The organism is Sphingosinicella ginsenosidimutans, assembly GCF_007995055.1.
GTDB classification, from domain to species: Bacteria; Pseudomonadota; Alphaproteobacteria; order Sphingomonadales; family Sphingomonadaceae; genus Allosphingosinicella; species Allosphingosinicella ginsenosidimutans.
The window spans coordinates 1,748,288-1,771,307 of record NZ_VOQQ01000001.1; the positions used below are offsets into that span (position 1 = coordinate 1,748,288).

At 67.2% G+C, this 23,020-nt stretch carries 30 protein-coding genes and 1 tRNA gene; 22 read left to right on the plus strand and 9 right to left on the minus strand.

What is annotated here, in order from left to right:
* Positions 1 to 9: 9 nt before the first annotated feature.
* Positions 10 to 1,776 carry an AIPR family protein gene (locus FRZ32_RS08795; RefSeq protein WP_147043156.1) on the minus strand — a complete coding sequence of 589 codons (1,767 nt, stop codon included), beginning with the start codon at positions 1,774 to 1,776 and terminating at the stop codon, positions 10 to 12.
* A gap of 175 nt (positions 1,777 to 1,951) precedes the next feature.
* Between FRZ32_RS08795 and FRZ32_RS08800 the strand changes: the two genes are divergently transcribed.
* Positions 1,952 to 2,137 carry a cupin domain-containing protein gene (locus FRZ32_RS08800; protein WP_147043157.1) on the plus strand — a complete coding sequence of 62 codons (186 nt, stop codon included), beginning with the start codon at positions 1,952 to 1,954 and terminating at the stop codon, positions 2,135 to 2,137.
* Positions 2,138 to 2,205: 68 nt separating this feature from the next.
* Here FRZ32_RS08800 and FRZ32_RS08805 read toward each other — a convergent pair whose 3' ends face one another.
* Both FRZ32_RS08805 and FRZ32_RS08810 read right to left on the minus strand, forming a co-directional pair.
* Positions 2,206 to 2,664, minus strand: a complete 459-nt coding sequence (locus FRZ32_RS08805; protein WP_147043158.1) for a YaiI/YqxD family protein — start codon at positions 2,662 to 2,664, stop codon at positions 2,206 to 2,208.
* On the minus strand, positions 2,661 to 3,029 hold the full coding sequence (locus tag FRZ32_RS08810) for a DUF2200 domain-containing protein (RefSeq protein ID WP_147043159.1): 369 nt from the start codon (positions 3,027 to 3,029) through the stop codon (positions 2,661 to 2,663). Before FRZ32_RS08810 ends, FRZ32_RS08805 begins: the two co-directional genes overlap by 4 nt.
* Before the next feature lie 64 nt (positions 3,030 to 3,093).
* Between FRZ32_RS08810 and arr the strand changes: the two genes are divergently transcribed.
* From arr to FRZ32_RS08830, 4 genes are all read left to right on the plus strand, one after another.
* Positions 3,094 to 3,504, plus strand: a complete 411-nt coding sequence (gene arr / locus FRZ32_RS08815) for an NAD(+)--rifampin ADP-ribosyltransferase (RefSeq protein WP_147043160.1) — start codon at positions 3,094 to 3,096, stop codon at positions 3,502 to 3,504.
* Positions 3,505 to 3,586: 82 nt separating this feature from the next.
* Positions 3,587 to 4,360, plus strand: a complete 774-nt coding sequence (locus tag FRZ32_RS08820; protein ID WP_147043161.1) for an SDR family NAD(P)-dependent oxidoreductase — start codon at positions 3,587 to 3,589, stop codon at positions 4,358 to 4,360.
* A 214-nt stretch (positions 4,361 to 4,574) separates the two neighbouring features.
* Positions 4,575 to 4,967, plus strand: a complete 393-nt coding sequence (locus tag FRZ32_RS08825) for a MerR family DNA-binding protein (protein ID WP_243445236.1) — start codon at positions 4,575 to 4,577, stop codon at positions 4,965 to 4,967.
* Positions 4,968 to 4,977: 10 nt separating this feature from the next.
* Positions 4,978 to 5,289 (plus strand): YciI-like protein, encoded by a 312-nt coding sequence (locus FRZ32_RS08830; RefSeq protein ID WP_147043163.1) that lies wholly within the window; start codon positions 4,978 to 4,980, stop codon positions 5,287 to 5,289.
* Positions 5,290 to 5,313: 24 nt separating this feature from the next.
* Here FRZ32_RS08830 and pyrC read toward each other — a convergent pair whose 3' ends face one another.
* Entirely contained in the window at positions 5,314 to 6,357 is a 1,044-nt protein-coding gene (gene pyrC / locus FRZ32_RS08835; protein ID WP_243445237.1) for a dihydroorotase, read from the minus strand.
* A gap of 22 nt (positions 6,358 to 6,379) precedes the next feature.
* Here pyrC and ygfZ point away from each other — a divergent pair, with 22 nt between their 5' ends.
* From ygfZ to FRZ32_RS08855, 4 genes are read left to right on the plus strand one after another with little or no spacing between them, the layout of a single operon-like run.
* Positions 6,380 to 7,108: a CAF17-like 4Fe-4S cluster assembly/insertion protein YgfZ gene (ygfZ, locus tag FRZ32_RS08840; protein ID WP_147043165.1), complete on the plus strand. Its 729-nt coding sequence runs from the start codon at positions 6,380 to 6,382 to the stop codon at positions 7,106 to 7,108.
* On the plus strand, positions 7,108 to 7,701 hold the full coding sequence (locus FRZ32_RS08845; protein WP_147043166.1) for an FMN-binding negative transcriptional regulator: 594 nt from the start codon (positions 7,108 to 7,110) through the stop codon (positions 7,699 to 7,701). The genes ygfZ and FRZ32_RS08845 overlap by 1 nt, the downstream gene beginning before the upstream one ends.
* Positions 7,698 to 7,925 carry a hypothetical protein gene (locus tag FRZ32_RS08850; RefSeq protein ID WP_147043167.1) on the plus strand — a complete coding sequence of 76 codons (228 nt, stop codon included), beginning with the start codon at positions 7,698 to 7,700 and terminating at the stop codon, positions 7,923 to 7,925. Before FRZ32_RS08845 ends, FRZ32_RS08850 begins: the two co-directional genes overlap by 4 nt.
* Positions 7,922 to 8,602, plus strand: coding sequence for an ATP12 family chaperone protein (locus FRZ32_RS08855; RefSeq protein ID WP_147043168.1), 681 nt, complete (start codon positions 7,922 to 7,924; stop codon positions 8,600 to 8,602). The genes FRZ32_RS08850 and FRZ32_RS08855 overlap by 4 nt, the downstream gene beginning before the upstream one ends.
* Here the strand turns inward: FRZ32_RS08855 and FRZ32_RS08860 are convergent.
* Both FRZ32_RS08860 and gmk read right to left on the minus strand, forming a co-directional pair.
* On the minus strand, positions 8,589 to 9,176 hold the full coding sequence (locus FRZ32_RS08860) for a hypothetical protein (protein WP_147043169.1): 588 nt from the start codon (positions 9,174 to 9,176) through the stop codon (positions 8,589 to 8,591). The genes FRZ32_RS08855 and FRZ32_RS08860 overlap by 14 nt on opposite strands.
* Before the next feature lie 86 nt (positions 9,177 to 9,262).
* Positions 9,263 to 9,895 carry a guanylate kinase gene (gene gmk, locus FRZ32_RS08865; protein WP_147043170.1) on the minus strand — a complete coding sequence of 211 codons (633 nt, stop codon included), beginning with the start codon at positions 9,893 to 9,895 and terminating at the stop codon, positions 9,263 to 9,265.
* A 72-nt stretch (positions 9,896 to 9,967) separates the two neighbouring features.
* Here gmk and FRZ32_RS08870 point away from each other — a divergent pair, with 72 nt between their 5' ends.
* From FRZ32_RS08870 to FRZ32_RS08890, 5 genes are all read left to right on the plus strand, one after another.
* Complete coding sequence (locus tag FRZ32_RS08870) at positions 9,968 to 10,501, plus strand: DUF1697 domain-containing protein (RefSeq protein WP_147043171.1); 534 nt, start codon at positions 9,968 to 9,970, stop codon at positions 10,499 to 10,501.
* Positions 10,498 to 11,073 carry a DUF2585 domain-containing protein gene (locus FRZ32_RS08875; RefSeq protein ID WP_147043172.1) on the plus strand — a complete coding sequence of 192 codons (576 nt, stop codon included), beginning with the start codon at positions 10,498 to 10,500 and terminating at the stop codon, positions 11,071 to 11,073. Before FRZ32_RS08870 ends, FRZ32_RS08875 begins: the two co-directional genes overlap by 4 nt.
* Before the next feature lie 36 nt (positions 11,074 to 11,109).
* A complete protein-coding gene (locus FRZ32_RS08880; RefSeq protein ID WP_147043173.1) occupies positions 11,110 to 11,439 on the plus strand; it encodes a hypothetical protein in 330 nt (109 codons plus the stop codon).
* Positions 11,439 to 12,575, plus strand: a complete 1,137-nt coding sequence (gene lldD / locus FRZ32_RS08885) for an FMN-dependent L-lactate dehydrogenase LldD (protein ID WP_147043174.1) — start codon at positions 11,439 to 11,441, stop codon at positions 12,573 to 12,575. The genes FRZ32_RS08880 and lldD overlap by 1 nt, the downstream gene beginning before the upstream one ends.
* Before the next feature lie 92 nt (positions 12,576 to 12,667).
* Entirely contained in the window at positions 12,668 to 12,811 is a 144-nt protein-coding gene (locus FRZ32_RS08890; protein WP_147043175.1) for a lmo0937 family membrane protein, read from the plus strand.
* A gap of 10 nt (positions 12,812 to 12,821) precedes the next feature.
* Here FRZ32_RS08890 and FRZ32_RS08895 read toward each other — a convergent pair whose 3' ends face one another.
* Positions 12,822 to 13,496 carry a hypothetical protein gene (locus FRZ32_RS08895; protein WP_147043176.1) on the minus strand — a complete coding sequence of 225 codons (675 nt, stop codon included), beginning with the start codon at positions 13,494 to 13,496 and terminating at the stop codon, positions 12,822 to 12,824.
* A gap of 147 nt (positions 13,497 to 13,643) precedes the next feature.
* On the opposite strand from FRZ32_RS08895, the gene FRZ32_RS08900 reads away from it, so the two are divergent.
* The 7 genes from FRZ32_RS08900 to FRZ32_RS08930 all read left to right on the plus strand — a co-directional run bounded on the left by FRZ32_RS08900 (position 13,644) and on the right by FRZ32_RS08930 (position 19,862).
* Positions 13,644 to 15,485 (plus strand): TadE/TadG family type IV pilus assembly protein, encoded by a 1,842-nt coding sequence (locus FRZ32_RS08900; protein ID WP_147043177.1) that lies wholly within the window; start codon positions 13,644 to 13,646, stop codon positions 15,483 to 15,485.
* Positions 15,482 to 16,081: a TadE/TadG family type IV pilus assembly protein gene (locus FRZ32_RS08905; protein ID WP_158635885.1), complete on the plus strand. Its 600-nt coding sequence runs from the start codon at positions 15,482 to 15,484 to the stop codon at positions 16,079 to 16,081. The genes FRZ32_RS08900 and FRZ32_RS08905 overlap by 4 nt, the downstream gene beginning before the upstream one ends.
* Positions 16,082 to 16,119: 38 nt before the next feature.
* On the plus strand, positions 16,120 to 16,758 hold the full coding sequence (locus FRZ32_RS08910; protein ID WP_243445238.1) for a TadE/TadG family type IV pilus assembly protein: 639 nt from the start codon (positions 16,120 to 16,122) through the stop codon (positions 16,756 to 16,758).
* Positions 16,759 to 16,817: 59 nt separating this feature from the next.
* Positions 16,818 to 17,135 carry a polyhydroxyalkanoic acid system family protein gene (locus FRZ32_RS08915; RefSeq protein WP_147043179.1) on the plus strand — a complete coding sequence of 106 codons (318 nt, stop codon included), beginning with the start codon at positions 16,818 to 16,820 and terminating at the stop codon, positions 17,133 to 17,135.
* 62 nt (positions 17,136 to 17,197) lie between these two features.
* Complete coding sequence (locus FRZ32_RS08920) at positions 17,198 to 18,499, plus strand: FAD-dependent oxidoreductase (protein ID WP_147043180.1); 1,302 nt, start codon at positions 17,198 to 17,200, stop codon at positions 18,497 to 18,499.
* A gap of 69 nt (positions 18,500 to 18,568) precedes the next feature.
* On the plus strand, positions 18,569 to 19,699 hold the full coding sequence (locus FRZ32_RS08925) for a TIR domain-containing protein (RefSeq protein WP_147043181.1): 1,131 nt from the start codon (positions 18,569 to 18,571) through the stop codon (positions 19,697 to 19,699).
* Between the two features lie 86 nt (positions 19,700 to 19,785).
* A tRNA-Pro gene (locus FRZ32_RS08930) sits at positions 19,786 to 19,862 on the plus strand.
* A 50-nt stretch (positions 19,863 to 19,912) separates the two neighbouring features.
* Here FRZ32_RS08930 and FRZ32_RS08935 read toward each other — a convergent pair.
* On the minus strand, positions 19,913 to 21,415 hold the full coding sequence (locus FRZ32_RS08935) for an AMP-binding protein (RefSeq protein ID WP_147043182.1): 1,503 nt from the start codon (positions 21,413 to 21,415) through the stop codon (positions 19,913 to 19,915).
* A complete protein-coding gene (locus FRZ32_RS08940) occupies positions 21,412 to 22,029 on the minus strand; it encodes a TetR/AcrR family transcriptional regulator (RefSeq protein WP_147043183.1) in 618 nt (205 codons plus the stop codon). Before FRZ32_RS08940 ends, FRZ32_RS08935 begins: the two co-directional genes overlap by 4 nt.
* 147 nt (positions 22,030 to 22,176) lie before the next feature.
* Here FRZ32_RS08940 and FRZ32_RS08945 point away from each other — a divergent pair, with 147 nt between their 5' ends.
* Positions 22,177 to 23,010 carry an alpha/beta fold hydrolase gene (locus FRZ32_RS08945; protein WP_147043184.1) on the plus strand — a complete coding sequence of 278 codons (834 nt, stop codon included), beginning with the start codon at positions 22,177 to 22,179 and terminating at the stop codon, positions 23,008 to 23,010.
* Positions 23,011 to 23,020 lie beyond the last annotated feature (10 nt).

The following is a 23,020-nucleotide window of genomic DNA, read 5'->3' on the forward strand; positions in this document are numbered from 1 at the left end:
CCCTACCTACTAAGCGATCTCAACCTTGGCCGCGAAGGCTTTGAAAGTCGCCTCTTGAAGATTCGCGATCGACGCGAAAACCCCGGTAAAGTTTGGCACGGTTTTCTTGACGCCTTCGGTGGTAACGCGTCCCTTTGTAAACGCATCATCCAACTGGCCACTCAAGGGGAGAAGAATATCCAAAATCGGTTCCCACTCGGCCGCTAATTTGAACGGTGATCTATTTTCCTTAAACCTGACGTCGAACTTATTTGGAATCGGCTTACTTAGTATAGTTTCAAGACACTGAGCTACCACATAAATCAGCAGAAACTGAGAACCCTTTCTGTTGAGAAACTCTAGAGTCGTCACTTCGAGTTTTGTCAGTGACGACGAGTCGGTTTTCTGCTTTTCGAGCAACTTCAGGCGTCGACTATTAATCGCTTCTAATATCGAGAAACAGAAAACAATGTGACGAGCATTTGTGCGATCTGTAAAAATGCGACCATAGTTATTGTCATCAATCCAAATTTCGGATTTCTTGTCATACGCGAGCACTGGGTCGCCATGGAACGCAGTCAACGATTGCCCGACGGTGTAAGATGGCAATGTGTATTTGCTGCGCTTGATAGCGTCACTTGCGCCGCCCCGTCGACCGCCTTCGTACTCTGCGTCGGGAATGGCGGAAAACTCTGACCTTAACCGCTCTTGTATGGAGTCATTGCTGCGGAAATCCGCTGCCTCGAGCTTGTTCTGTGAATTGTTGAACTTGACGATCTTTTCGATGAGATCGTCGCTCGCCGCCTTCACGAAGCGAACGCCGACCAGCAGATCGTCACTGACAACTCCCTCGGCGCTCGCGATCGAGCCTGTGGTCTGTGCACCGTTAACAATAGAAACACCGGTTATGGTGAGTTTTCTGCCCTTCGAGGTCTTCTTTCCGTACTCATAGTCGAGTACGAGAGATGTTATGCCATTATTATAAACTAAGAAGTTCTCCGGCTCATTGTTTGCGGTATTTTTAATTCCGTTGTTGATGTTCTTGTCGCTCGAACGTGAGCCGAGATAGCCCCTAAGATTCGCCGAAAACAGGTCAGTTTCATATTGGCCGTATAATTTCGCCAACCAGATACCGGGGACAAAAGTGCTTATTGAGGACCAGCCTGCTTCTTTATGTTCAATGACGTCGGGAACCTGAACAACGAAGGTATCGGTTACGATAATTGTGCGCTCGGCCTTAGTGTAGAGGGACTCGATTTCATCCGCGCCAACTTCTTTCGCAAAGACATTGATTTGGGAGCCACCACTGTAGGACGACAGCGCAATTCTCACCGTTGTTTCAACGGTTTCCAGTTCCTTGCGGACGTTTTCGGACGTTGGCAGATTGTGAACGTACCAGCAGTGAATCTGTCTAATGTCGCCGCTCTTAATGGCATCACGAAGTTCTTGGGCACGGCCGCGAAGTGCGGCGTCGAGAGTGGCCAAATCCGCGCTGAGGAGCCAACTCACCGCTGTGTTTAGATCGGCCGCCTTATTGGCCTTCGCGGCTGGTTTTCTTGTCCTTGCTACGTAGCACTGGGCGATAACGGCGACGCCCATTTCCTTGTCGATATGCAAGACATCGCACTTGCGATCGTTGCCACCTCCGGTGATCGCCTCGGCGGCGATCGTCTTGATATCATCAAGGTTAAATCGAAGCTGGATTGCAAAAACGCCGATGGCGTCATCGTTGAGGCCGAAATTCGCCTTCGTCGTCGCGTAAGCGGCTTGCCAACTTTGGTCCGGTGTCACGTACATTGCGTTTCCCTCACTTGCATACTCACTACGCCCGATCCTCGTTGGGATTGTCAATCTGCCGTACGCATGGAGAGCTTCTCATTGCCCCATACCACCTTCCTCTGGCGACCAGCCCAATCGTGTGGAACACCCTCGCAACGGGCGCCACGCGAAACCCAATCCACGGAGGCAGCCAATGAACGAGAACGACATCCTCATCCGGTGCGACGAGCTGGAGTGGCAGCCGACCCTTCCCGGGGGCTGGATCAAGCGGCTGCGCAGTTGCGAGAAGACCGGGCAGTGGACACAGCTCCTGAAGCTCGAGGCCGGGGCGGCGGTGCCGCCGTATTTCCATCTCGGGGCTGGTGCGTTGTGCCGTTAGGCGTGCACAGCCAGGCGGCGGCGCAGTCCGCTCGGGCGACGCCGGCCGGCCAGTAGGCGGGGCGCACCTTATTTCTTCACCTTCACCACCGCTGCATCCAGCGCCTGCAGGAACCTTGACCGATCCGCCTTCGCGAAGGGCGGGGGGCCGCCGCCGCCGTCGCCCATCCCCGCCCTCAGATCGGCCATGATCGCGCGGGTCGCGATGGCGCTGCCGATCGAGCTCATTGTGAACGGCTTGCCGGTCGGGGCGAGGACGGTGGCGCCGGCCTTGAGGCAGCGGTCGGCGAGCAGGATGTCGGCGGTGACGACGATGGTGCGCTCCCCCGCGGCGCCGGCGATCCAGTCGTCGGCGGCGTCGAACGCGTCGGAGACGGTGACCCGCTCGATCAGCGGATGATCGGGCACGCGCAGGCGCATGTTGCTCACCACCGCGACCGGCACCTCGTGCCGCCAGGCGACGCGGTAGATTTCGTCCTTCACCGGGCAGGCGTCGGCATCGACCAGGATGCGCGGGGCCGCGATCATGCGCCGTTCGGGGGCGGCGTGCGCAGGATCTTGTCCATCTTCCGCCCCCGCGCCAGTTCGTCGATCAGCTTGTCGAGGATGCGCGCCTCGCGCATCAGCGGGTCTTCCACCGCCTCCACCCGCACGCCGCAGACGAGGCCGGTGACGCCCGTGCGCGCCGGGTTGAGCGCGGGCGCCCGGGCGAAGAAATCCTCGAAATTCGTCTTCGCCGCCAGCATCCGGGCCAGCCCGTCCCCGTCATAGCCGGTCAGCCAGTGGATGATCTCGTCCACCTCCGCCTTCGTCCGGCCCTTCTTCTCGGCCTTGGCGACATAATGCGGGTACACGCTTGCGAAACTCATCGTGTAGATGCGGTGGGGCTTCATCGCGGCGGTGCTCCATCGTTCGCGGCCGGCCGAGCCTAAGCGAAACGAAGGACGAGCGACAAGAATGACCTATGCCCGCGACGCCGCCGGCCCCTTCTATCACGGCACCCGCGCCGATCTTGCGGTAGGGGGTTTTCTCAGCCCCGGCTTCGCCTCCAATTTCCAGGCGCAGGCGCTGTCCTGGATCTATTTCGCGGGTACGCTCGACGCCGCCACGTGGGGCGCCGAGCTGGCCAAAGGCGAGGGGCGCGAGCGCATCTACATCGTCGAGCCGACCGGCGCGTTCGAGGACGATCCCAACCTCACCGACAAGAAGTTCCCCGGCAACCCGACCGCCTCCTACCGCTCCCGCGCGCCGCTGCGGATCGTCGGCGAGGTCGAAAGCTGGGAGCCCCATCCGCCGGAGCGGGTGGCCGAGATGAAGGCCTTCCTCGATCGATTGGCGGCCGAAGGCGACATGCGGATCATCGATTGAGGCAGCGGTTCGATCTCGACAAGGCCCGCACCCGCTGCGACAGCGGCGACCGGCGCCGGTGAACGCGAAGGGGAGAGCAGGGATGCAGGGCTTCGACGGCAAGGTCATTCTCGTCACCGGCGGCACGTCGGGGCTCGGCGCGGCGACGGCGCGGCTGCTGGCGGCGCGCGGGGCCCGGGTCGCGCTGACGGGGCGGCGCGCGGCGCAGGGCGAGGCGATCGCGGGCGAGATTGCGGAGGCGGGCGGCGAGGCGCTGTTCATCCGCGCCGACGTCACCGTTGCGGCCGATTGCGATGCGATGGTCGCGCGCACGCTGGATCGGTTCGGCCGACTCGACGGCGCCTTCAACAATGCCGGGATCGCCGGGCGCGCGGGGACCGAGACGGCGGACATCGACGATGAGGTCTGGAACCTGATCGTCGCCACCAATCTCAATTCGGTGTGGCGCAGCATGAAGGCGGAAATCCCCGCCCTGCTCGCCGGCGGCGGCGGTGCGATCGTCAACATGTCGTCGATGTTCGGGCTGATCGGCAGCGATGTGCGCCACGCCGCTTATGCCGCCGCGAAGCATGGCGTGATCGGCCTCACGAAGACGGCGGCGAACGAATATGGCCGCCGCAACATCCGGGTGAACGCGGTCTGCCCCGGCTATTGCCATTCGGAGATGGTCGATCCCCAGGTCGATGCGAAGCCCGAATTCTATGCCGAGGTGATCCGCCGGCACAGCGCGATGGACCGGCTTGGCGAGGCGGACGAGGTGGCCGAGGCGGTCGCCTGGCTCCTCTCCGATGCCGCGAGCTTCGTCAGCGGCGCCGCGCTGCCGATCCAGGGCGGCGATACGACGCCGGTCGGCTGAGCGGCGGGCCGCGCCGCATGGGACACGGCCCGCGCGCCTGTTCAGCAGCCGCAATTCCGGCAGGTGCACGGATTGCAGCGGCATCCGCCCTCGGTCTTGCAGGTGCAGGCGGGCTTCGCATTTTCGGTCTTGGTCATCATTTTCTCCCTTGCTTGCCATGTGGCGAATCGCTCTCTAGCCTCCGGACCATGGTACGGAGTCAAGGGGATCGGCGATGGCGGCCGCAATGACGATCGCCCGCCTCGGCGCGGCGGCCGGCGTCGGGGTCGAAACCATCCGCTATTATCAGCGGCGCGGCCTGCTTGCGGTGCCGCCAAGCGCCGGATCGGTGCGCCGTTACGGCGCCGAGGACGTGCGCCGGCTGAAGTTCATCCGCCGCGCCCAGGCGGCCGGCTTCACGCTTGAGGAAATCGGCGAGCTGCTGCGGCTCGATCGGACCAGCGATCGCGCCCGCGTCCGCGCGCTCGCCACCGCCCGCCTCGCCGCGCTGGACGCGAAGATCGCCGAGCTCGAGGCGGCGCGCGGCGCGCTGGAGCGGCTGAAGGGCGTCTGCGCCGCCGGCGGCAAGGGCCCATGCCCGATCATCGCCGCCTTCGATCCCGAATGAAGGAGACACCATGCACGTCCTCTTGTCCTACGAACTCGCCCCCGATTATCTCGCCCGCCGCGGCGGATTTCGCGATTCCCATCTGGCGCTCGCCTGGGCGGCGGCGGAGCGGGGCGATCTGCTGCTCGGCGGCGCCGTCGGCGATCCGGTCGAATCCGCGCTGCTGCTCTTCACGAGCCACGAGGCCGCGACCGCCTTTGCAGAGGCCGATCCTTACGTGACCCAGGGCCTCGTCCGCGGCTGGCGAGTCCAGCCGTGGATCACCGTCGTCGGCCGCGACGCCGCGACCCCGGTCCACCCGCGGCCCGAATCGACCCATTGAGGCGTCTCGCCGCCCCGCGCGGGCTCAGCCGGCGATTCGCCAGCGCAGCGTCCCGCCCGCCTGGAAGGGGATGATGGCGGTGCCGGCGGCGGGGAGGCTCGTCGGGACCTCGGATGCGCGGCGCTCCAGCGTGATCGTTCCGTCGTTCAGCGGAAGGCCATAGAAATTGGGCCCGTTCTCCGATGCGAAAGCTTCGAACCGGTCGATCGCCCCGTCCTCCTCGAACATTTCGAGATAGGATTCGATCGCGAAGGGCGCGTTGAAGATTCCCGCGCAGCCGCAGGCCGCTTCCTTGCGCTCCACCGCATGGGGCGCGCTGTCGGTGCCGAGGAAGAATTTGGGCGATCCCGACATGGCCGCGCGGCGCACGGCGACGCGGTGGCGCTCGCGCTTGGCGACGGGCAGGCAATAAGCGTGCGGGCGGATGCCGCCCTCGAAGATCGCATTGCGATTGAGCATCATGTGGTGCGGCGTGACGGTGGCGGCGATCGTCGGGCCGGCGCCCTCGACGAAGGCGACCGCCTCAGCCGTCGTGATATGTTCGAAGACGATCTTCAGCGCCGGGAAATCGCGGGCGAGGGGAGCGAGCGTCCGCTCGATAAAGACGGCCTCGCGGTCGAAAATGTCGACGGCGGGATCGGTCACCTCGCCGTGGACGAGGAGCGGCATCCCGATCCGCTGCATCGCCTCCAGTGCCGGGCGCAGCCTGGCGATGTCGGTCACGCCGTGGGCGGAGTTGGTGGTGGCGTTGGCCGGATAGAGCTTGGCCGCCACCCAAACGCCCTCGGCGAAGCCGCGCGCGATTTCCTCGGCATCGGCATCGTCCGTGAGATAGCAGGTCATCAGCGGCGTGAAGCCATGGCCGTCGGGCAGCGCGGCAAGGATGCGATCGCGATAGGCGCTGGCGGCGTCGATGCGCGTCACCGGCGGCACCAGGTTCGGCATCACGATCGCGCGGGCGAACTGGCGCGCGGTATAGGGCGCGACCGCGCGCAGCATCTCGCCGTCGCGCAGGTGCACATGCCAGTCGTCAGGGCGGCGGATCGTGATGCGGCTTGGATCGGTCACCATTCCTCCCTAACTGGAGACCATGGCCGCCACCACCCTCGTTGATCGCGCCGTCCTTCGCCTTTCGGGCGAGGATGTGCGCGGGTTCCTGCAGGGGCTCGTGACCAATGATGTGGCGAACCTCGCGCCGGATCGGCCGCTCTGGGCCGGCCTGCTGACCGCGCAGGGCAAGGCGCTGTTCGATTTCCTGCTCTGGGCCGATGGGGAGGACGTGCTGATCGATTGCGAGGCGGCCGAGGCCGATGCGCTGGCGAAGCGGCTGGCGCTCTATCGGCTGCGACGCAGGATCGAGATCGTCCGCGACGAATCGCTGGCCGTCCACTGGTCGCGCGAGGAGGGCGGCATCCGCGATCCCCGCCTTGCCGATCTCGGCCGCCGCTGGCTCGCGCCCGCCGGCTTGGCGGCGGAAGGCTGGCTCGCCCATCGGCTTTCCCTCGCAGTCACCGAAGGCGCGGCGGAGCTGGGGCAGGACAAGACGCTCTGGCTCGAATGCAATGCCGCCGAATTGAACGGGGTGAGCTTCGCCAAGGGCTGCTATGTGGGCCAGGAGAATACGGCGCGGATGAACTGGCGCAACAAGGTCAATCGCCGGCTCGTCGTGGTGCGGACCGATGCGCCGGGGCCGCGCACGCGCATCCATTATCCGGCGCTGGGCCTTGCGGTCGAGCATCGGCGGATCGACGATCTTGAGGGCGCGATCCTGCCGGACTGGCTGGCGACCGCGCTTGCCGCGACCGAAGCGGTGGATTGATGCACCCCAACCGCCTCTTCCATATCGGCGAGCCGGCAGCGATGGCGGCGATGGTTCGCGATCTCGGCTTCGGCACGCTCGTCGCGCCGACGCCGGACGGCCTTCGTGCCGCCCATGTGCCGGTGCTGATCGACGGGGATCGCCTTCGTTTCCATGTCTCGAGGTCCAATCACCTCCATGCCGCGCTCGTCGGCGGCGTCGAGGCGCTGTTCGTCGCGACCGGGCCGAGCGCCTATATCAGCCCCGATTGGTATGGCCTCGCCGACAAGGTGCCGACCACCAATTATGTGGCGGTCGAGCTCAACGGGCCGGTCCGGCCGCTCGATCGCGAGGGGCTTGTCGCCCTGCTCGACGGCCTGTCCGCCGCGGGCGAGGGGCGGCTCGCGCCGAAGCGGCCCTGGACCCGCGCCAAGATGACCGATGGGGTTTTCGAAAAGATGCTGAACGCGATCACCGGCTTTGAAATGACGATCCGCGACTGGCGCGGCACGGCCAAGCTGGGGCAGGACAAGCCCGCGGCGGCGCGGGCTGGCGCCGCCGATGCGCTGGCCGCGCTTGGCGATCTCAGAATGGCGGAGGCGATGCGGCGATGACCCGGGACGAGGCGGAAGCCAGGGCGCGAAACCGGTTCATCATGATGAACCTGGTCGGGATCGGCGGGACGATCGTGGTGCTGTTCTCGCTGCTCTTGTGGCAGACGGACCGGATCGTGGCCGGCGGCTCGATCCTCGGCCTTCCGCTCGCCTTTGTCGGCCTGTTCATCAGCTTCCTCGGCCCGCGCTGGCTGGCCCGGCGGTGGAAGACGCCGCCGCGATGAAGCGCTTCTACACGGCCGCCGAGGCCGACGCCGACCGGCGCGTCCTGCTCGACGGTCGCCCGATCCAGACGCCCGGCCGCACGCCGCTCGTCCTCCCCACCGCCGAGCTGGCCGAGGCGATCGCCGATGAATGGGGTGCTCAGGGCGAGACGATCGATCCGCGGTCGATGCCGCTCACCGGCCTCGCCAATGCCGCGATCGACCGGATCGGGCCCGATCCGGCGGGGTTCGCGCGCGGGCTCGCCGCTTATGGCGAGAGCGACCTGCTTTATTATCGCGCCGAGCGGCCGGCGAAGCTCGCCGCACGGCAGGCGGAAAGCTGGGATCCGCTGCTCGCCTGGGCGCGGAGCCGCTACGATGTCGATTTCGTCGTGACCGCTGGCGTGATCCATCGCCCGCAGCCGGCCGAAACGGTCGCCCGGCTCGCCGCGGCGACGGCGGCACGCGATGCTTTCGCGCTGGCCGGCCTTCACCCGCTGGTGACGGTGGGCGGCTCGCTGATCGCCGCGCTCGCCTTGGCCGAAGGCGCGCTGGCCGTCGATGCCGCCTGGGCGGCGGTCAGCCTCGACGATGCGTGGCAGGCCGAGCAATGGGGCGAGGATGCGGAGGCGGCCAAGGCGCTCGCCGGCCGCCGCGCCGATTTCGCCGCCGGCGCCCGCTTCCTCAGTCTGCTCTAGCGGCCGGACCCTCCACGACGGCCGCGGCCGCCGCCGCCGGCAGGAACCAGCGCGCGATAATCAGCCCCGCGACGACGAGTCCGATCGTCTGCGTGACGAACCAATAGACCCAATAGGCCCAGCCATAATTGTTGAAGACCGGCTCGGCGAGCAGCGTCCAGACGGTGATGCCCAGCGAGAAGAGGATCACGAGCCGCGCCCGTGCGGCGAAGCTGGCCCCGCCGACGGCGGCGAGCCCGAACGCCATCAGCACGCCGGCGGCGAGCGCGATGGCGAGCCCGGTCGGCAGCATCGAAAGGTCTTCTGCGGCAAAGCCATGGACGTTGAAATGGATCGTCGCGATCGGCCCCTGGCCGTAAGCGACCGTGCCCTGCGCGGTATCGGGCGTCGGGATCAGATAGGTGCCCGTGCCCCCCGGCGTCAGATTCTGCGCCATGGCGAGCTGGAGCGCGGCGCTCTGCGCATCGTTCGCCTTGGAAATGGCGAGCCCCGAAAGCGGCGTCCCCCAGAAGACGAAGCCGATCACGAACATCGCCAGCCCGGCGGCAAGGCCGCCCATCAAAGTGCGTACCATCGCCATCCTCCCTGCTTTTCGACAGGCAGACTAGACCCGGTGCACGCGTCGCGGAAGCACCATTGTGGGCGACGCAGGCGCGGCGCTCAGCCGATCAGCTGGCGGACGAAATCGTGGAGGAAGACGCGGCGGCCGGCCTTCAGCCGCTCGGCCTTCAGGATGTTGAGCGCGAGCTCGCAGCATTTGTCCGCATTGTTGTTGATCAGGACATAATCATATTCGGCCCAGTGGCTGATCTCGGCCGCGGCCCGCTCCATGCGCCGCGCGATCACCTCGTCGCTGTCCGTCCCGCGCGTGCGGAGCCGCCGCTCCAGCTCCTCCATCGAGGGCGGCAGGATGAACACCCGCACGATATCGGGATCGACCTGCTTCAGCTGCTGCGTGCCCTGCCAGTCGATGTCGAGCAGCACGTCGCGGCCTCGCTCGATCGTCTTCAGCACCTCGCCCTTCAGCGTGCCGTAGCGATGACCGAAGACATGCGCCCATTCCAGGAAGGCGCCTTCGTCGACCATCGCCTGGAAACGATCGTCGCTGACGAAATGATAATCGCGGCCGTCCACCTCGCCTGGCCGGATCGGCCGCGTCGTCGCGCTCACCGACAGCGCGATGCCGTCGTCGCTGTCGAGCAGCTTGCGCGCGATCGTTGACTTGCCGGCGCCCGACGGGCTCGAAAGGACGTAGAGGAGGCCCCGCCGCTTGAACGCGCTTGCGATTTCCATGCGCGCACCTGCCTTGGCCGCGCGCCGTCCGTCAAGTGGAGACGCCGCGCTTTTCCGTGCTAATGTGCGCGGATGGGGCGGATGGTCGCGTTGCTGCGGGCGGTGAATGTCGGGGGGCGCAAGCTGCCGATGGCCGAGCTGCGCGCGCTTTGCGCCGAGCTCGGCTGGACCGATGTCGCGACCTATATCCAAAGCGGGAATGTCGTCTTTTCGGCCGATGCGTCGCCGCAGGAGGCCGAAACGGCGCTTGAAGCGGTCGTCGCGAAAACCTGGGGTTACGACGCGCCGGCGGTCGTCCGGACGGCCCCGCAATGGGCCGCGCTGCCCGCGAGCAATCCCTTTCCCGACGTCGGCGAGGCCGAGCCGAACCGGCTGATGCTCCTCGTCTCCAAGGATCCGCCCGCCGACGGCGCGGCCGAGACGATCGAGGCGCGGGCGACGGCCGGCGAGCGGGTGCGCGCGTCCGGCGGCGCCTTGTGGTTCCATTATCCGCACGGTGCCGGCACCTCGAAACTGACGCCTTCGCTGATCGACCGGGCGGTCGGATCGCCCGGCACGGCGCGCAACTGGCGCACCGTCCAGACCCTCCTCGGGATGCTCGGATGATCAGGACGGTCGCCCTCATCCCCCGCAAATACTGGATGGTCGCGCTGGTGATCGTCGCGCTCGCGGCGGCGGCCGAGCTTGCCATGGGCCGCCATCCGATCTGCGCCTGCGGCACGGTGAAGCTCTTCGTGTCCACGGTGAACGGGCCGGACAACAGCCAGCATCTCGCCGACTGGTACAGCCCGAGCCACCTCATCCACGGCTTCCTTTTCTACCTGGTCGGCTGGATCGTGCTTCGCTGGCGCCCGCCGGGCGAGCGGCTGATCCTGGCCACCGCAATCGAGGCCGCCTGGGAGGTGCTCGAGAACAGCCCGATCATCATCGATCGCTACCGCGCCGCGACGATCGCGCTCGGCTATACCGGCGACAGCGTCCTCAACTCGATGTGCGACATCGGCTTCATGATGCTCGGCTTCGGCCTCGCGCGGCGGCTCCCGCTCGCCGCTAGCATCGCGATCTGCGTCGGTTTCGAATTGCTGACGCTCTACGTGATCCGTGACAATCTGACGCTCAACGTCCTGATGCTGGTCGCTCCGAACGACGCGATCCGGCACTGGCAGGCGGGCGGATAGGAGGCGGTCTTGCGCATCGCTCTGGCGGCGGCATTCATGCTTTGGCTTTCCGCGCCGGCGGACGCGGCGGACGCGGCGGAGCGGGTCGCGCGCTGCGTGTTCACGTCGGGCGGCCCCGATCGCCCCTGGCGCGGGCCGTGCGTCTTTTCCGCCGATCGCGACGGCAGCTTCGCGCTCACGCCCGTCGAGGGCCGCGACATGGACGGGATGGAAGGATTCAGCCTCGACATCATCCGCCCCGGCGTCGGCCGTGCGGAATATATGATGACCTCGGGCCGCCACGAGGATGCGGGTATATTGCATCGCTCGCGCCGCGACCCGGCCTGCTGGGAATCGGGCCGCGGCTTTTCGGTCTGCGTCTATTGATGACGATCGCGTCCGCCGCGGATTTCCGGGAGGAAGCGCGCCGCCGCCTGCCGCGCTTCCTGTTCGATTATATCGACGGCGGCTCCTATGCGGAGCAGACGCTGCATCGCAATGTCGCCGATCTGGCCGCGATCGCGCTTCGCCAGCGCGTCCTCGTCGATGTCGACCGGATCGATCTGACGACGCGCCTGTTGGGCACGGACATGGCGATGCCCTTCGCCCTCGGGCCGATCGGCCTTGCCGGCATGTATGCGCGGCGCGGCGAGGCCCAGGCCGCGCGCGCGGCGTGTGCGAAGGGGATCCCGGCCTGCCTCTCCAGCGTCTCGGTCTGCGGGATCGAGGAATTCGCTGCGGCGAGCGCGGCGCCCGTCTGGTTCCAGCTCTATGTCATCCGCGATCGCGGCTACATGGCCGATCTGCTGGCCCGGGCGAAGGCGGCGGGCGCGAGCGCGCTCTTCTTCACCGTCGACCTGCCGGTGCCTGGCGCCCGCTATCGCGATGTCCGCTCCGGCCTCGCCGGTCCCCGGTCAGGCCCCAAGCGGCTTTGGCAGACGATCACCCATCCGCGCTGGGCCTGGGACGTCGGGCTGCGCGGCCGGCCGCACAGCCTCGGCAATTTCCTTCCGGTCGTCGAAGGCAAGGCCGGGCTCGGCGACTATGTCGGCTGGATCGGCCGCAATTTCGATCCGACCTGCACCTGGGCCGATATCGATTGGGTCCGCACGCATTGGGACGGCCCGCTCGTCATCAAGGGCGTGCTCGACGCCGACGATGCCCGCCTTGCCGCCGATGCCGGGGCGGACGGGATCGTCGTGTCCAACCATGGCGGGCGCCAGCTCGACGGCGTCGCCTCCACCGCGCACGCACTCCCCTCTATCGCAGCGGCGGTCGGCGATCGGCTCACCGTGCTCGCCGACGGCGGCGTTCGTTCGGGGCTGGATGTGGTGCGGATGCTGGCGCTCGGCGCGAAAGGGGTGCTGCTGGGGCGCGCCTGGGCCTATGCGCTGGCCGCGCGGGGCGAGGCGGGAGTCGCCCGGCTCATCGACATTTTCGAGGCGGAGATGCGGGTGGCGATGATGCTGACCGGAGCCACCGGGATCGCGCGCATCGGCCCGCACATCCTGGACCGGGGCTGAGGCCGCCGCCGGGACGGGGCCGATCCGGCTCCGGAACGGACGCGCCGCCGCGACGTTGGTGGGAAATATCCCTTCAGCGGAGAACCAACGTCATGCTCTGGACCATCGTCGCCATCCTCATCCTCCTGTGGCTGGCAGGTTTCGCCTTCCATGTCGCCGGCGGGCTCATCCACCTTCTGCTCGTCGTCGCCCTGATCGTCGGCCTGTTCCAGCTTTTCGCCGGCCGCAGGGCCTGAGAGGGCACGATTATCGGGCCGCTCGCGGCACCGCCTCGGTGCCGGGCGGCTCGGGATCCTCGCCCCGCTCGATCACGGCGCAGGGACTCTCATTGTGGTTGGGCCCCGACGATCCCCAGCGGCGAAAGCCGTTGGTGTCGATGTGGAAGCGCTGGAAGGCGTAGAAGCCCAGGCCGACCCGCGCCGCGCGGCCGGAGCGCGCGTGCATCGCGCATAGCCGACGCATCAGATCGTGCCGGTCGAGCGGCTGGACCGGGATCATGTCCAGCGCGAAATAGCCCTGGTGCGCGCTTCCCGGCGCGCCGTGGGCGCAGGCATTGAGCGCCGGGTCGCGATAGCCCGAGACGACCTCGACGGTCCCGACCGACCGTTCCACATGGTCGCGGATGTAGCGGATCGTGTTCGCCATGCCGGGCCAAAGGTTCGGCGGCGCGACCTCGAACGGCTGGCCGTTGCATTCGCGCCACATGCTCGCGGTCCTCAGCACCTGATAGGTCGGCACTGCATGGGCGACGCCGGCGGCGGCCTGCCACGCCTCGAACGAGAGCACCTGGCCGCGCCGGCCCGGGGCGGCGTCGAGCCAGGCCTCATAATCCGCCTCGCTCTGGCCTTCGGGCAATTCCTGCGCGGGAAGCGGCGTTGAAAGGAGCAGGACGGTGGCGGCGAGGAGGCGACGCATCTTCATGCCACCGCTATAACAGCTCCGCCACGCCGCGCGCGTCCCAAATCAGGCCTTAGCGCGCGTTAACCATGTCGCTTGAACGAAGATTAGCCTCGATCCGCCAAGGGGGTCGAATGGAGGGCGTCCGTCCGGCGCCCGGAGGGACTTGGGATGATCTTCGGCAAGATACGTCGCCCGGCCGAACGCAAGGGCCTGCTGGCGCGGCTCGCACGCGACGCGCGCGGCAACACGCTTGCCATCGTCGCGGCGGCGATGATCCCGCTCACCGCGATGATCGGCTCCGGCATCGACATGAGCCGCGCCTACATGGCCAAGACCCGGCTCCAGAGCGCGTGCGATGCCGCGGCGCTCGCCGGCCGCCGCGTCATGCAGGACGACACCGTCGATTCGAACGTCACCGACACGGCGACGCGGTTCCTCAACTTCAACTTCCCGCAGAACCTTTACCAGACGACCGCCTTTTCGCCGAACATCACCAAGCCCGAATCCGGCACGGTGCATATCGACGTGCGCACCCGCATGCCGACCACGATCATGCGCATGTTCGGCTTCTCGAGCCTGCCGCTCAATGTTTCCTGCGATGCCTCGCTCAACTTCGTGAACACCGACATCATGCTGGTGCTCGACGTGACCGGATCGATGGCGCAGGACGTCAACGGCCACTCGACCAGCGTCGCCGCCAACCAGAAGATCAGCGCGCTGCGCGACGCGGTGCTCGCACTCTATGACGAGCTGAAGCCGATCCAGGACCAGCTCGAGGCCAACCATCTCCGCCTGCGCTACGGCATCGTGCCTTATTCGAGCACGGTGAACGTGGGCAGCCTGATCCGATCGGTGGACTCGTCCTACCTGGCGAGCAGCGTCTCCTATCAGACGCGGGTCGCGAACTACACGAACCCCAATTACAGCCAGACGGACAGCCCCGAGCAGACGCTGGCCGACGAAAGTTCGAACCAGAGCAGGAGCAGTCGCTGCACGAGCTGGGCGAACGATACCGTGACCACCGGAACGCCGCCGGCGACGACGACGACCGACACCTACACCTATGCGAGCTACAATTCGAGCAACGGGACCTGCGTGCGTCACCATAAGCGGCACACCACGACCTACACGCTCGAGAATTACGGCTTCCAGAATTACACGCAGCAGGCGTCCACCTACGACACGAGTCAGTACAAGCTCGGCAATACGGTCCGGATCGCGACGAACACCAACGGTCACGTTCCGACCTCGCAAAGCTTCAACCTCCAGCAGCTCGCGTCGGTGTCGGGCGTCAGCACCACCAATTCATCGTGGAACGGCTGCATCGAGGAACGCAGCACCGTCAGCACGATCACGTCCTCGTCCGGGTTCAACATCCCGACCGACGCCTATGATCTCAACGTCAACTTCATTCCGAACAGCGACGCGACACGCTGGCGGCCGATGTGGCCCGACATCGAATATCGGACGACGACATCGCAACCGAGCACCGCATGCCCGGTTGAAGCGAAGCGGCTGCAGGCGTGGACCCGCACCGCCATGCAGAGCTATGTCAACAGCCTCCAGCCTGGCGGCAACACCTATCACGACATCGGCATGATCTGGGGCGCGCGGCTGATCTCCAATGGTGGGATCTTCGCCGACAGCACCGACAGCTACAACGGCATGCCGGTCAGCCGGCACATCATCTTCATGACCGACGGCATCATGGAGCCGAGCACCTCCGTCTATTCCGCTTATGGTGTCGAATCGCTCGACAAGCGCATCACCGGCGGCACGACCTCGCAGCAGACCGCGCGGCATACGCAGCGTTTCCGAATGATCTGCAATGCCGCCAAGACGCTCAACGCCTCGATCTGGGTGATCGGCTTCGGCGTCTCGCTCAGCGACGAGCTCAAGGAATGCGCCAGCAACGCCAGCCAGGCCTCGACCGTCGCCGATCGCGACGCGCTGATCGCCCGGTTCCGCCAGATCGGCAGCCAGATCGGCGCCCTGAGGCTGACGCAATGATCCGCCGCCTTCGCCTCCGCCGGATCGGCCGCGACCAGGGCGGCGCGACCATCGTCGAATTCGCGATGGTGCTGCCGGTGCTGTGCACCTTGCTGCTCGGCGTGCTCGATCTCGGCTATCGCGCCTATGCCGCGGCGGTGCTCCAGGGCGCGCTCCAGGAGGCCGCGCGCATGTCGACCGTCGGCGGCATTCCGATGAGCCAGATCAACGATCGGGTCCGCGCGCGGCTTGGCGCCTTCACCAACCGCGGCACCGTGACGATCAGCACGTCGAGCTATTTCGATTTCACCGATATCGGCAAGATGGAGCCGATCGTCGCGGACCATGGCGGCGATCCCAACCGTCCCGATGTCTCCGGCGACTGCTTCACAGACATCAACAATGACGGCAGCTGGGACGAGCAGGGTCGCGCCGGGCTCGGCGCGGCGGAGGATGTCGTGCGCTATCGGGCGACGCTCACCTTCCCGCACATCGTTCCGATCGGCAATTTCCTTCCCGGGTGGAACAACAACGTCGTCCTGTCCGCCGAAACCATGCTTCGCAACCAGCCCTATGCGGGACGCAACACGTCATGGCCGATCGTATGCATTCCCTGAGCCTTCTGCCCCGGGGCCCGCGCCGGTCTGCAGCGGCGGTGGCGCGCGCGCTCGCCGCCTCGACGAGCGGGCTTGCGATGCTCGAATTCGCCTTTGCCCTGCCGGTGCTGCTGACGCTGAGCCTGGTGGGCATCGAGGTGTCGCATTTCGCGATGGCGAACCTTCGCGTGAGCAACATCGCGGTGATGACCGCCGACAATGCCGCGCGCGTCCGCGACACGATCGACGAGACCGACGTGGTCGAGCTGATGACCGGCGCGAAGATGACCGGCGGCGAGATCGATTTCGGTCGGCATGGCCGGATCATCCTGTCCAGCATCGAGGCGAACACGGCCGGCGCCGGCGGCGCGAGCACCGGCCAGTGGATCCGCTGGCAGCGCTGCGACGGGGCGAAACATGCCAGCTCGGTCTGGGGCACCGAAGGCAAGGGCCAGAACGACGCGACGCTGCCCCATGTCGGCTCGCCCAACACGATCGACGCCGCGCCGGGCACCGCGGTGATGCTGGTCGAGGTCTTCTACGATTATCAGCCGCTGATCCCGAACAGCATCCTGTCCGGCCGCACGATCCATTACGAGAGTGCGTTCAACGTCCGCCAGCGCACCAATCAGGCGATCGCCAACGCCTCCAGCCTCAGCAACGCCCAGAAGCGCCTGTGCAGTAACTACGACGCGTAGCGCGCGGCTCCTCGCCGAGGGGGCTGGCGCCGGGACGGCCGACAGGCTAAGCGTATTGTATGAACACTACACCTCTGACGGTCGACCTGCCGCATTCGCTTGGCGCCGCGGAGGCGAAGCGGCGGATCGCCGCCGGTTCCGACAGCCTCGTCGCCCACCTTCCCGCCGGCGCGCAGGTCCGCTCCGCCTGGACCGGCGAGCGGCTGGCGATGCAGGTGCTGGCGATGGGGCAGGAGGTCAATGCCGGGATCGAGGTGCATGAGGCCTTCGTGCGGGTCGAGATGCTGCTGCCGCCCGCGCTCGGCTTCCTGCGGCCGCTGATCGAGGCGGGCGTCCGGCGCGGCGGCACGGCGATGCTTGAGGACAAGCGCGGCTGACGCCTCTTGCCTCGCGGGGCGCGGGCGCTAGCATCTTTCCAAAAGCGGCCTGGGAGAGGCGGATGCGGCATGTCGCGGTGATCGGGTCGGGTCCGGCCGGCTATTACAGCGCGGAGGCGCTCCAGAAGCAGTTCGGCGACGATGTGCGGATCGACATGATCGATCGCATGCCCGTGCCCTACGGCCTCATCCGCTTCGGCGTCGCGCCCGATCACCAGTCGATCAAGGCGGTATCGAAGCGCTACGAGAAGGTCGCGCTCAGCGACAATGTCCGCTTCGTCGGCAATGTCCTCGTCGGGCGCGACGTTTCGATCGCCGAGCTGCTCGGCCTCTACGATGCCGTCATCCTGGCGACCGGGGCGCCGCACGATCGCAAGCTCGACATTCCCGGCGCGGATCTGCCCGGCGTGATCGGATCGGCCGCCTTTGTCGGTTGGTATAACGGCCATCCGGAATTCGCCGATCTCGATCCGCCGCTCGACGTCGCGTCGGCGGCGGTGATCGGTAACGGCAATGTCGCGCTCGATGTCGCGCGCATCCTTTCGAAGACGCGGGACGAATTCGCCGGATCGGATATTGTCGGCCATGCGCTGGACGCGCTGGAGGCCTCGTCGATCCGCACCGTCCATGTGCTCGGCCGGCGCGGGCCGCATCAGATCGCGATGACGCCGAAGGAGCTTGGCGAGCTCGGCCATCTCGCCGATGCCGTTCCCGAGGTCGATCCGGACGATTTCCCGCCCGCGATGGACGATTCGCTGCTCGAGCCGGGGCTCCGCAAGTCGGTGAGCCACCTGCGCGAGTTTGCGGGGCTGCCGGGCGGCAAGCGCAAGCGCATCCTCTTCGATTTCTTCGCCAAGCCGCTCGCCATCGAGGGCGAGGGCAAGGTCGAGCGGCTGATCGTCGAAAAGACGATGCTCGACGAGCGCAAGGCGGCGGTCGGCACCGGCGAGACCTATGCGATCCCGTGCGGGATGATCGTCACCTGCATCGGCTACCAGACTCCGCCGATCGAAGGCGTGCCCTACGAAACGGATCAGGGCCGCTTCGCCAATGCCGACGGGGTGATCGGCGGCGGGCTCTACTGCGTCGGCTGGGCGCGGCGCGGCCCGACCGGAACGATCGGCACCAACCGGCCGGACGGCTATGAGGTCGCGGAGAAGATCGCCGCCGAGCTCCGCACCGGCGCCAGCGGCAAGGCCGGGCGCGCCGGGCTGGATCGGCTGCTCGAGGAACGCGGTGTCGACATGGTCACGTTCCGCGACTGGCAGCGGATCGAGGCCGCCGAAGCCGCGCGCGCCCGCGACGGCAGCCCGCGCGAGAAGTTCGTCGCCATCGCCGAAATGCTCGGAGCGCGCGGCAAATGAGTGCGCCGGCGCTGTTGCCAAGCGTGGCCGCGCCCCTGTAGCCTCCGGCGGTCCGAACGAGGGGGAAATATGACCGGGCACGTCTTCGTCAGCCACGGATCGGACGACAGCCAGGAAGCGAACGCGCTTGCCGCGCTGATCGAATCGAAGGGCGTCGTCGCCTGGATCGCGCCGCGCGACGTGCGCCCCGGCCAGGATTATTCGGAGCAGCTCCAGGCCGCGATCGAAAGCTGCGCCGCCTTCGTCGTCCTGGTGTCGGACAAGGCGAACAAATCGCCCTTCGTCCGCGCCGAGACCGAAATGGCCTTTTCCACCTCCAAGCCGATCTATCCGGTGCGGATGAGCGACGTGCAGCCGGCCGCGGGCCTCGCCTTCTTCCTCAAGCTGAAGCACTGGACGGACGCCTTCGGCCCGGAGCGCGAGGCCAATATCGCCCGGCTGATGCGCGAGCTGGAGGCGTTCGCGGGCACCCGGTTCGATCCCGCCCCGCCGCCCGCGTCGCCGGTCCCTCCGCCGCCTCCACCGCCGCCTCCAGCGCCCGCGCAGCCGCCCGCCGCGCCGCTCGGCCCCGGGGCGATCGTCCCGCCGACGCGTCAGCCGCTGCCTGCCGATACCAGCCTGATCGAGGCCGCGATCGGCGCCAACCAGTCTTATTATCTGGAACATTGGCGGCGGATGGAGGCGCGGAACAAATCCTATGACTGGAACTGGCCGGCCTGCCTGTTCAACGTCTTCTGGTTCGCCTTCCGCAAGATGTGGTGGCCCGCCGTCGCGCTGGGCATCCTCTGGCTCGTTGCCAGCGTGATGATGGCGGATCCCGCGAACAAGGCGATGCTGAAGCTTGGACTGGTCGTGCTGATCGCGCCGTCCTTCGTCACCGGCGCCTTCGCCAACCGCTGGTATCGCACCCATGTCGAGCGCCTCGTCGCAGCGACGGCGGGCATGGAGCGCGATCGCGCCCGGGCCCAGCTCGCCGCCAGTGGCGGGATTTCGCCCCTCGGCCTGATCGTCTCGATCGTCGCGGTTCTGTTCCTCTCCCTGCTGGCGACCTTGCCCTTCGCGGTCGAACGGGCGGTCCGTGAGCAACAGCAGCTGTTGCAGGATCAGGCCAACCCGACGGTGCCGGCGGGCGACGATGGCGCCGCCGGCGGGAAGCCGCCCCCCGATCCCGCCGAAGAGGAAACGCAGCCCGCTTATTGAGCGGCTTGATCATCCGCGAACCGCTCCCTATAGACGCCCGGCCCCGCCGGCCCCTGGACGTTCGATCAGGGACCGCGCGTTTCGGTCGGGGAGTAGCTCAGCCTGGTAGAGCACTGTCTTCGGGAGGCAGGGGCCGGAGGTTCGAATCCTCTCTCCCCGACCAGTTTCGCCTGAAAGGGCGCCGGCGTTCTTTTCGTCAAAGGTCGGCGCGGCTCACCGACAGGTCTTGCATTGGGCGACAAGCAGGTTCTTGCGGATCTTGCCTGCCGACGTGCGCGGGAAATCGTCGACGAATTCGAATCGCGCGGGGACCTTGTAGGCGGCGAGGCGGGCGCGGCAGTAGGCGGCGAGTGCGGTGGCGTCCGCCTGCGCGCCGCTGGCAAGCTGCACGAAGGCGTGGCCGGCCTCGCCCCATTGCGGGTCGCTTTCGCCGATCACCGCCACGTCGGCCACCGCCGGATGCGCGGCGAGCACATTCTCGACCTCGGCCGGGTAGACGTTGGCGCCGCCGGAAATGAACATCTCCTTGCGCCGGCCGACGACGTGATAGAAGCCGTCGGCGTCGCGCCGGGCGAGATCGCCCGACCGCAGCCATCCGTCGCTGGTGAAGGCGGCGCGGGTCGCCTCGGGATTGCGCCAATAGCCGGGGGTCACGCCAGGCCCGCCGAACAGCAGCTCGCCGACCGCTCCGTCGGAAACGTCCCGTCCCGCCTCGTCGACGATCCGCGCGCTGCACAGAAGCTGGGGCTTGCCGACCGATCCGATCCGGTCCCAGGCGTCGGCCGGGTCCATGAGAAAGGCGGTCGGCCCGGTCTCGGTCATCCCCATGCCGTTGCACAGCCGGATGCCGAGATCGCGGCAGGCGAGGGCGATCGCGTCGGGAAGCGGCGCGCCGCCGCATCCCCAGTGGCGGACATGATCGAGCGGCAGCGTCGCGAATCCGGGATGAGCGAGCAGGGCCCGATAGACGGTCGGCACCGCGAAGAAGGTGTCGATCCGCCGCGCCGCGAGCAGCGCGACCAGCGCGTCCGTGTCGAAGCCGGGAAGCACGATCACGCGTCCGCCCGAGATCAGGGTCGGCAAGGCGTGGAGATTGATTCCGGCGGTGTGGAAATGGGGCAGGAAGGAGACGGTGCTGTCCGCCGCGCCGATCCCCGCGGCCGAGGTGATGTTGACGTAATTGGCGAGCGCCATCCGGTAGGTGCAGATCACGCCCTTGGGCCGGCCGGTCGTGCCGGACGTGTAGATCAGATACCAGGTGTCGGGCGCGGGCCAGTGGGGCCGCGCGGCGCGGCGGGGCGCGGCGGCGAGGGCGGCTTCATAATCCTCGTCGAGCGACAGGATCGCCGGGGCATCGGCGAGCGCGCGGGCCGTCGCCAGGTCCTCGCCGCCGACGATCAGCAACGTTGGGGCGCAATCGGCGATCAGCAGATCGAGCTCGGCGGCAGGCATCCGCCAGCTCAGCGGCACCAGGATCGCGCCGATGCGGGCACAGGCGAAAAGCAGCTCGAAAAGCTCGATCCGGTTGCGGCACAGGATCGCGACCCTGTCTCCCTCGCCGATCCCGCGCGCCGCGAGCATCGCCGCCGCGGCGCCGGCGCGCGCATCGAGCGCGGCATAGGTCAGCGACCGGCCGGTCACGCCGTCTTCGAGCGCGATCGCCGCCGGCTTCAGCGCCGCCCGCTTGGCGAGCAGATCGGGAATTTCCGCGATCATCGCGCGCGAAGGCCCTCGGACACGAGGTCGATCGCCCGGTCCGCGACCTCGGCCGGGCTCATATCCTCGTCCCAGATCCCATAGCGCATCCCCAGGAACACGCTCATCCCGATCAGCGCCCAGGCGCGCAGCTCGTCCGGGCCTTCCGAAATCTCGCCGCGCGCGCGCGCCGCGGCAAGGTTGCGCGCATAGCCGGCGGCGAAGGTCCGGTAATGCTCGCGATAGACGTCCTCGGCGACGAACTGCGCCTCCTCGATGATCCGGTAGAGCTCGGGATGCTGGCGCGTGAAGGCGATGAAGGCGGCAAGCCCGATCCGTTCGGCGGCGATGCGGTCGCCGGCGCCGCGAACCGCCTCGGCGACATGCTGGCGCACCGCATGGCTCATGTCGCGCACGAGCGCCCGGAACAGCTCCTCCTTGCTCTCGAAATAAGTGTAGAAGGTGCCGAGCGCGACGCCGGCACGGCCGGTGATCCCCGTGATCGCCGCTTCGTGGAAGCCGCGTGCGCCGAATTCCTGCGCCGCCGCCTCGAGCAGCTTTCGCACCGTCCGCCGGCCGCGCTCGGTGCGGGGCGCCTTGTCGGCCGAAACGGCGGCCTGGCCCATGTCGTTCATCGCCCTCTCCCGGCCGTGAACCTGAACCAGGTTTCAATTTTTCGCAAGCGCGCCCAATATGAATATTGACTCAAGTTTCATTTAGAGTCATGGCCGGCGCCGCCGAAAGAGTCCCGGACAGGGGCCGACGCGGATTCGGGAGGGGTTTTGGCAGGGTTCACCGCTTCAGACGGGGCGCATATCGCCTATCGCGACGTCGGGCAGGGCACGCCGATCGTGCTGCTGCACGGCCTGATGGCGCATGGCGGCTTCTTCGAAAAGCAGGCGCCGCTCGCCGATCGCTTCCGCCTGATCTCGATCGACCTGCGCGGCCACGGAGGCTCGCGCATGGCGGGAGGCCGGCCGACCGTCGAGCGGATCGCCGCCGATGTCGCCGAGCTCGCCGAGGCGCTCGATCTCGAAAGCGCGGTCGGGGTCGGCTGGTCGCTCGGCGCCACCGTTCTGTGGCACGTGCTCGACGGCCCGGCCGGCGCGCGCTTCGCCGGCGCGGTCGTGATCGACATGACCGCGCGCGTGCTGAACGACGCGGAATGGGATCTCGGCCTTTCGATCGAGGCGTGCGAAGCGCGCAGCGCCGCGATCCGCGATGATTTCGACAGCTTCGCTCGCGCTGCCGGCGAGGCGATCTTCGCGCAGCCCGTGACGGCGGAGCATCGGGCGCTTGCCGATTGGGCTGCGGGCGAGTTCGCCGCCAACGATGCGGCGGCGATCGGCGCGGTGTGGGAAAGCCTGGTGCGCCAGGACGTGCGCGCGCTTCTGGCCGGGATCCGCCACCCGACGCTCATCGTCCACGGCGCGAAGAGCCAGCTCTACGGCGCCGACACCGCCGACCATCTCGTCGCCGCGCTCCCGCAGGCGCACGCCGTCCGCTTCGAGGGATCGGGCCATGCGCCCCATCTCGAGGAACCCGATCTGTTCAACCGCACGCTCGAGGACTTTGCGGGGCGCCTGACGCGCGCCGCCTCGTCCCGGAATCCATGAGGAGAAATGC

Excerpts from the sequence above, each read along its gene's own strand:
- gmk (WP_147043170.1), bottom strand. The coding sequence starts at position 9,895 with ATGGAAATCGCAAGCGCGTTCAAGCGGCGGGGCCTCCTCTACGTCCTT.
- FRZ32_RS08880 (WP_147043173.1), top strand. The coding sequence starts at position 11,110 with ATGCTTTGGCTTTCCGCGCCGGCGGACGCGGCGGACGCGGCGGAGCGG.
- FRZ32_RS08810 (WP_147043159.1), bottom strand. The coding sequence starts at position 3,029 with ATGAAGCCCCACCGCATCTACACGATGAGTTTCGCAAGCGTGTACCCG.
- FRZ32_RS08825 (WP_243445236.1), top strand. The coding sequence starts at position 4,575 with ATGGCGGCCGCAATGACGATCGCCCGCCTCGGCGCGGCGGCCGGCGTC.
- ygfZ (WP_147043165.1), top strand. The coding sequence starts at position 6,380 with ATGGCCGCCACCACCCTCGTTGATCGCGCCGTCCTTCGCCTTTCGGGC.
- FRZ32_RS08915 (WP_147043179.1), top strand. The coding sequence starts at position 16,818 with ATGAACACTACACCTCTGACGGTCGACCTGCCGCATTCGCTTGGCGCC.
- FRZ32_RS08820 (WP_147043161.1), top strand. The coding sequence starts at position 3,587 with ATGCAGGGCTTCGACGGCAAGGTCATTCTCGTCACCGGCGGCACGTCG.
- FRZ32_RS08860 (WP_147043169.1), bottom strand. The coding sequence starts at position 9,176 with ATGGTACGCACTTTGATGGGCGGCCTTGCCGCCGGGCTGGCGATGTTC.
- FRZ32_RS08925 (WP_147043181.1), top strand. The coding sequence starts at position 18,569 with ATGACCGGGCACGTCTTCGTCAGCCACGGATCGGACGACAGCCAGGAA.
- FRZ32_RS08805 (WP_147043158.1), bottom strand. The coding sequence starts at position 2,664 with ATGATCGCGGCCCCGCGCATCCTGGTCGATGCCGACGCCTGCCCGGTG.
- FRZ32_RS08895 (WP_147043176.1), bottom strand. The coding sequence starts at position 13,496 with ATGAAGATGCGTCGCCTCCTCGCCGCCACCGTCCTGCTCCTTTCAACG.
- FRZ32_RS08855 (WP_147043168.1), top strand. The coding sequence starts at position 7,922 with ATGAAGCGCTTCTACACGGCCGCCGAGGCCGACGCCGACCGGCGCGTC.
- lldD (WP_147043174.1), top strand. The coding sequence starts at position 11,439 with ATGACGATCGCGTCCGCCGCGGATTTCCGGGAGGAAGCGCGCCGCCGC.
- FRZ32_RS08830 (WP_147043163.1), top strand. The coding sequence starts at position 4,978 with ATGCACGTCCTCTTGTCCTACGAACTCGCCCCCGATTATCTCGCCCGC.
- FRZ32_RS08890 (WP_147043175.1), top strand. The coding sequence starts at position 12,668 with ATGCTCTGGACCATCGTCGCCATCCTCATCCTCCTGTGGCTGGCAGGT.
- FRZ32_RS08845 (WP_147043166.1), top strand. The coding sequence starts at position 7,108 with ATGCACCCCAACCGCCTCTTCCATATCGGCGAGCCGGCAGCGATGGCG.
- FRZ32_RS08900 (WP_147043177.1), top strand. The coding sequence starts at position 13,644 with ATGATCTTCGGCAAGATACGTCGCCCGGCCGAACGCAAGGGCCTGCTG.
- FRZ32_RS08920 (WP_147043180.1), top strand. The coding sequence starts at position 17,198 with ATGCGGCATGTCGCGGTGATCGGGTCGGGTCCGGCCGGCTATTACAGC.
- FRZ32_RS08800 (WP_147043157.1), top strand. The coding sequence starts at position 1,952 with ATGAACGAGAACGACATCCTCATCCGGTGCGACGAGCTGGAGTGGCAG.
- FRZ32_RS08875 (WP_147043172.1), top strand. The coding sequence starts at position 10,498 with ATGATCAGGACGGTCGCCCTCATCCCCCGCAAATACTGGATGGTCGCG.
- FRZ32_RS08940 (WP_147043183.1), bottom strand. The coding sequence starts at position 22,029 with ATGAACGACATGGGCCAGGCCGCCGTTTCGGCCGACAAGGCGCCCCGC.
- FRZ32_RS08795 (WP_147043156.1), bottom strand. The coding sequence starts at position 1,776 with ATGTACGTGACACCGGACCAAAGTTGGCAAGCCGCTTACGCGACGACG.
- FRZ32_RS08850 (WP_147043167.1), top strand. The coding sequence starts at position 7,698 with ATGACCCGGGACGAGGCGGAAGCCAGGGCGCGAAACCGGTTCATCATG.
- FRZ32_RS08870 (WP_147043171.1), top strand. The coding sequence starts at position 9,968 with ATGGGGCGGATGGTCGCGTTGCTGCGGGCGGTGAATGTCGGGGGGCGC.
- FRZ32_RS08905 (WP_158635885.1), top strand. The coding sequence starts at position 15,482 with ATGATCCGCCGCCTTCGCCTCCGCCGGATCGGCCGCGACCAGGGCGGC.
- arr (WP_147043160.1), top strand. The coding sequence starts at position 3,094 with ATGACCTATGCCCGCGACGCCGCCGGCCCCTTCTATCACGGCACCCGC.
- FRZ32_RS08935 (WP_147043182.1), bottom strand. The coding sequence starts at position 21,415 with ATGATCGCGGAAATTCCCGATCTGCTCGCCAAGCGGGCGGCGCTGAAG.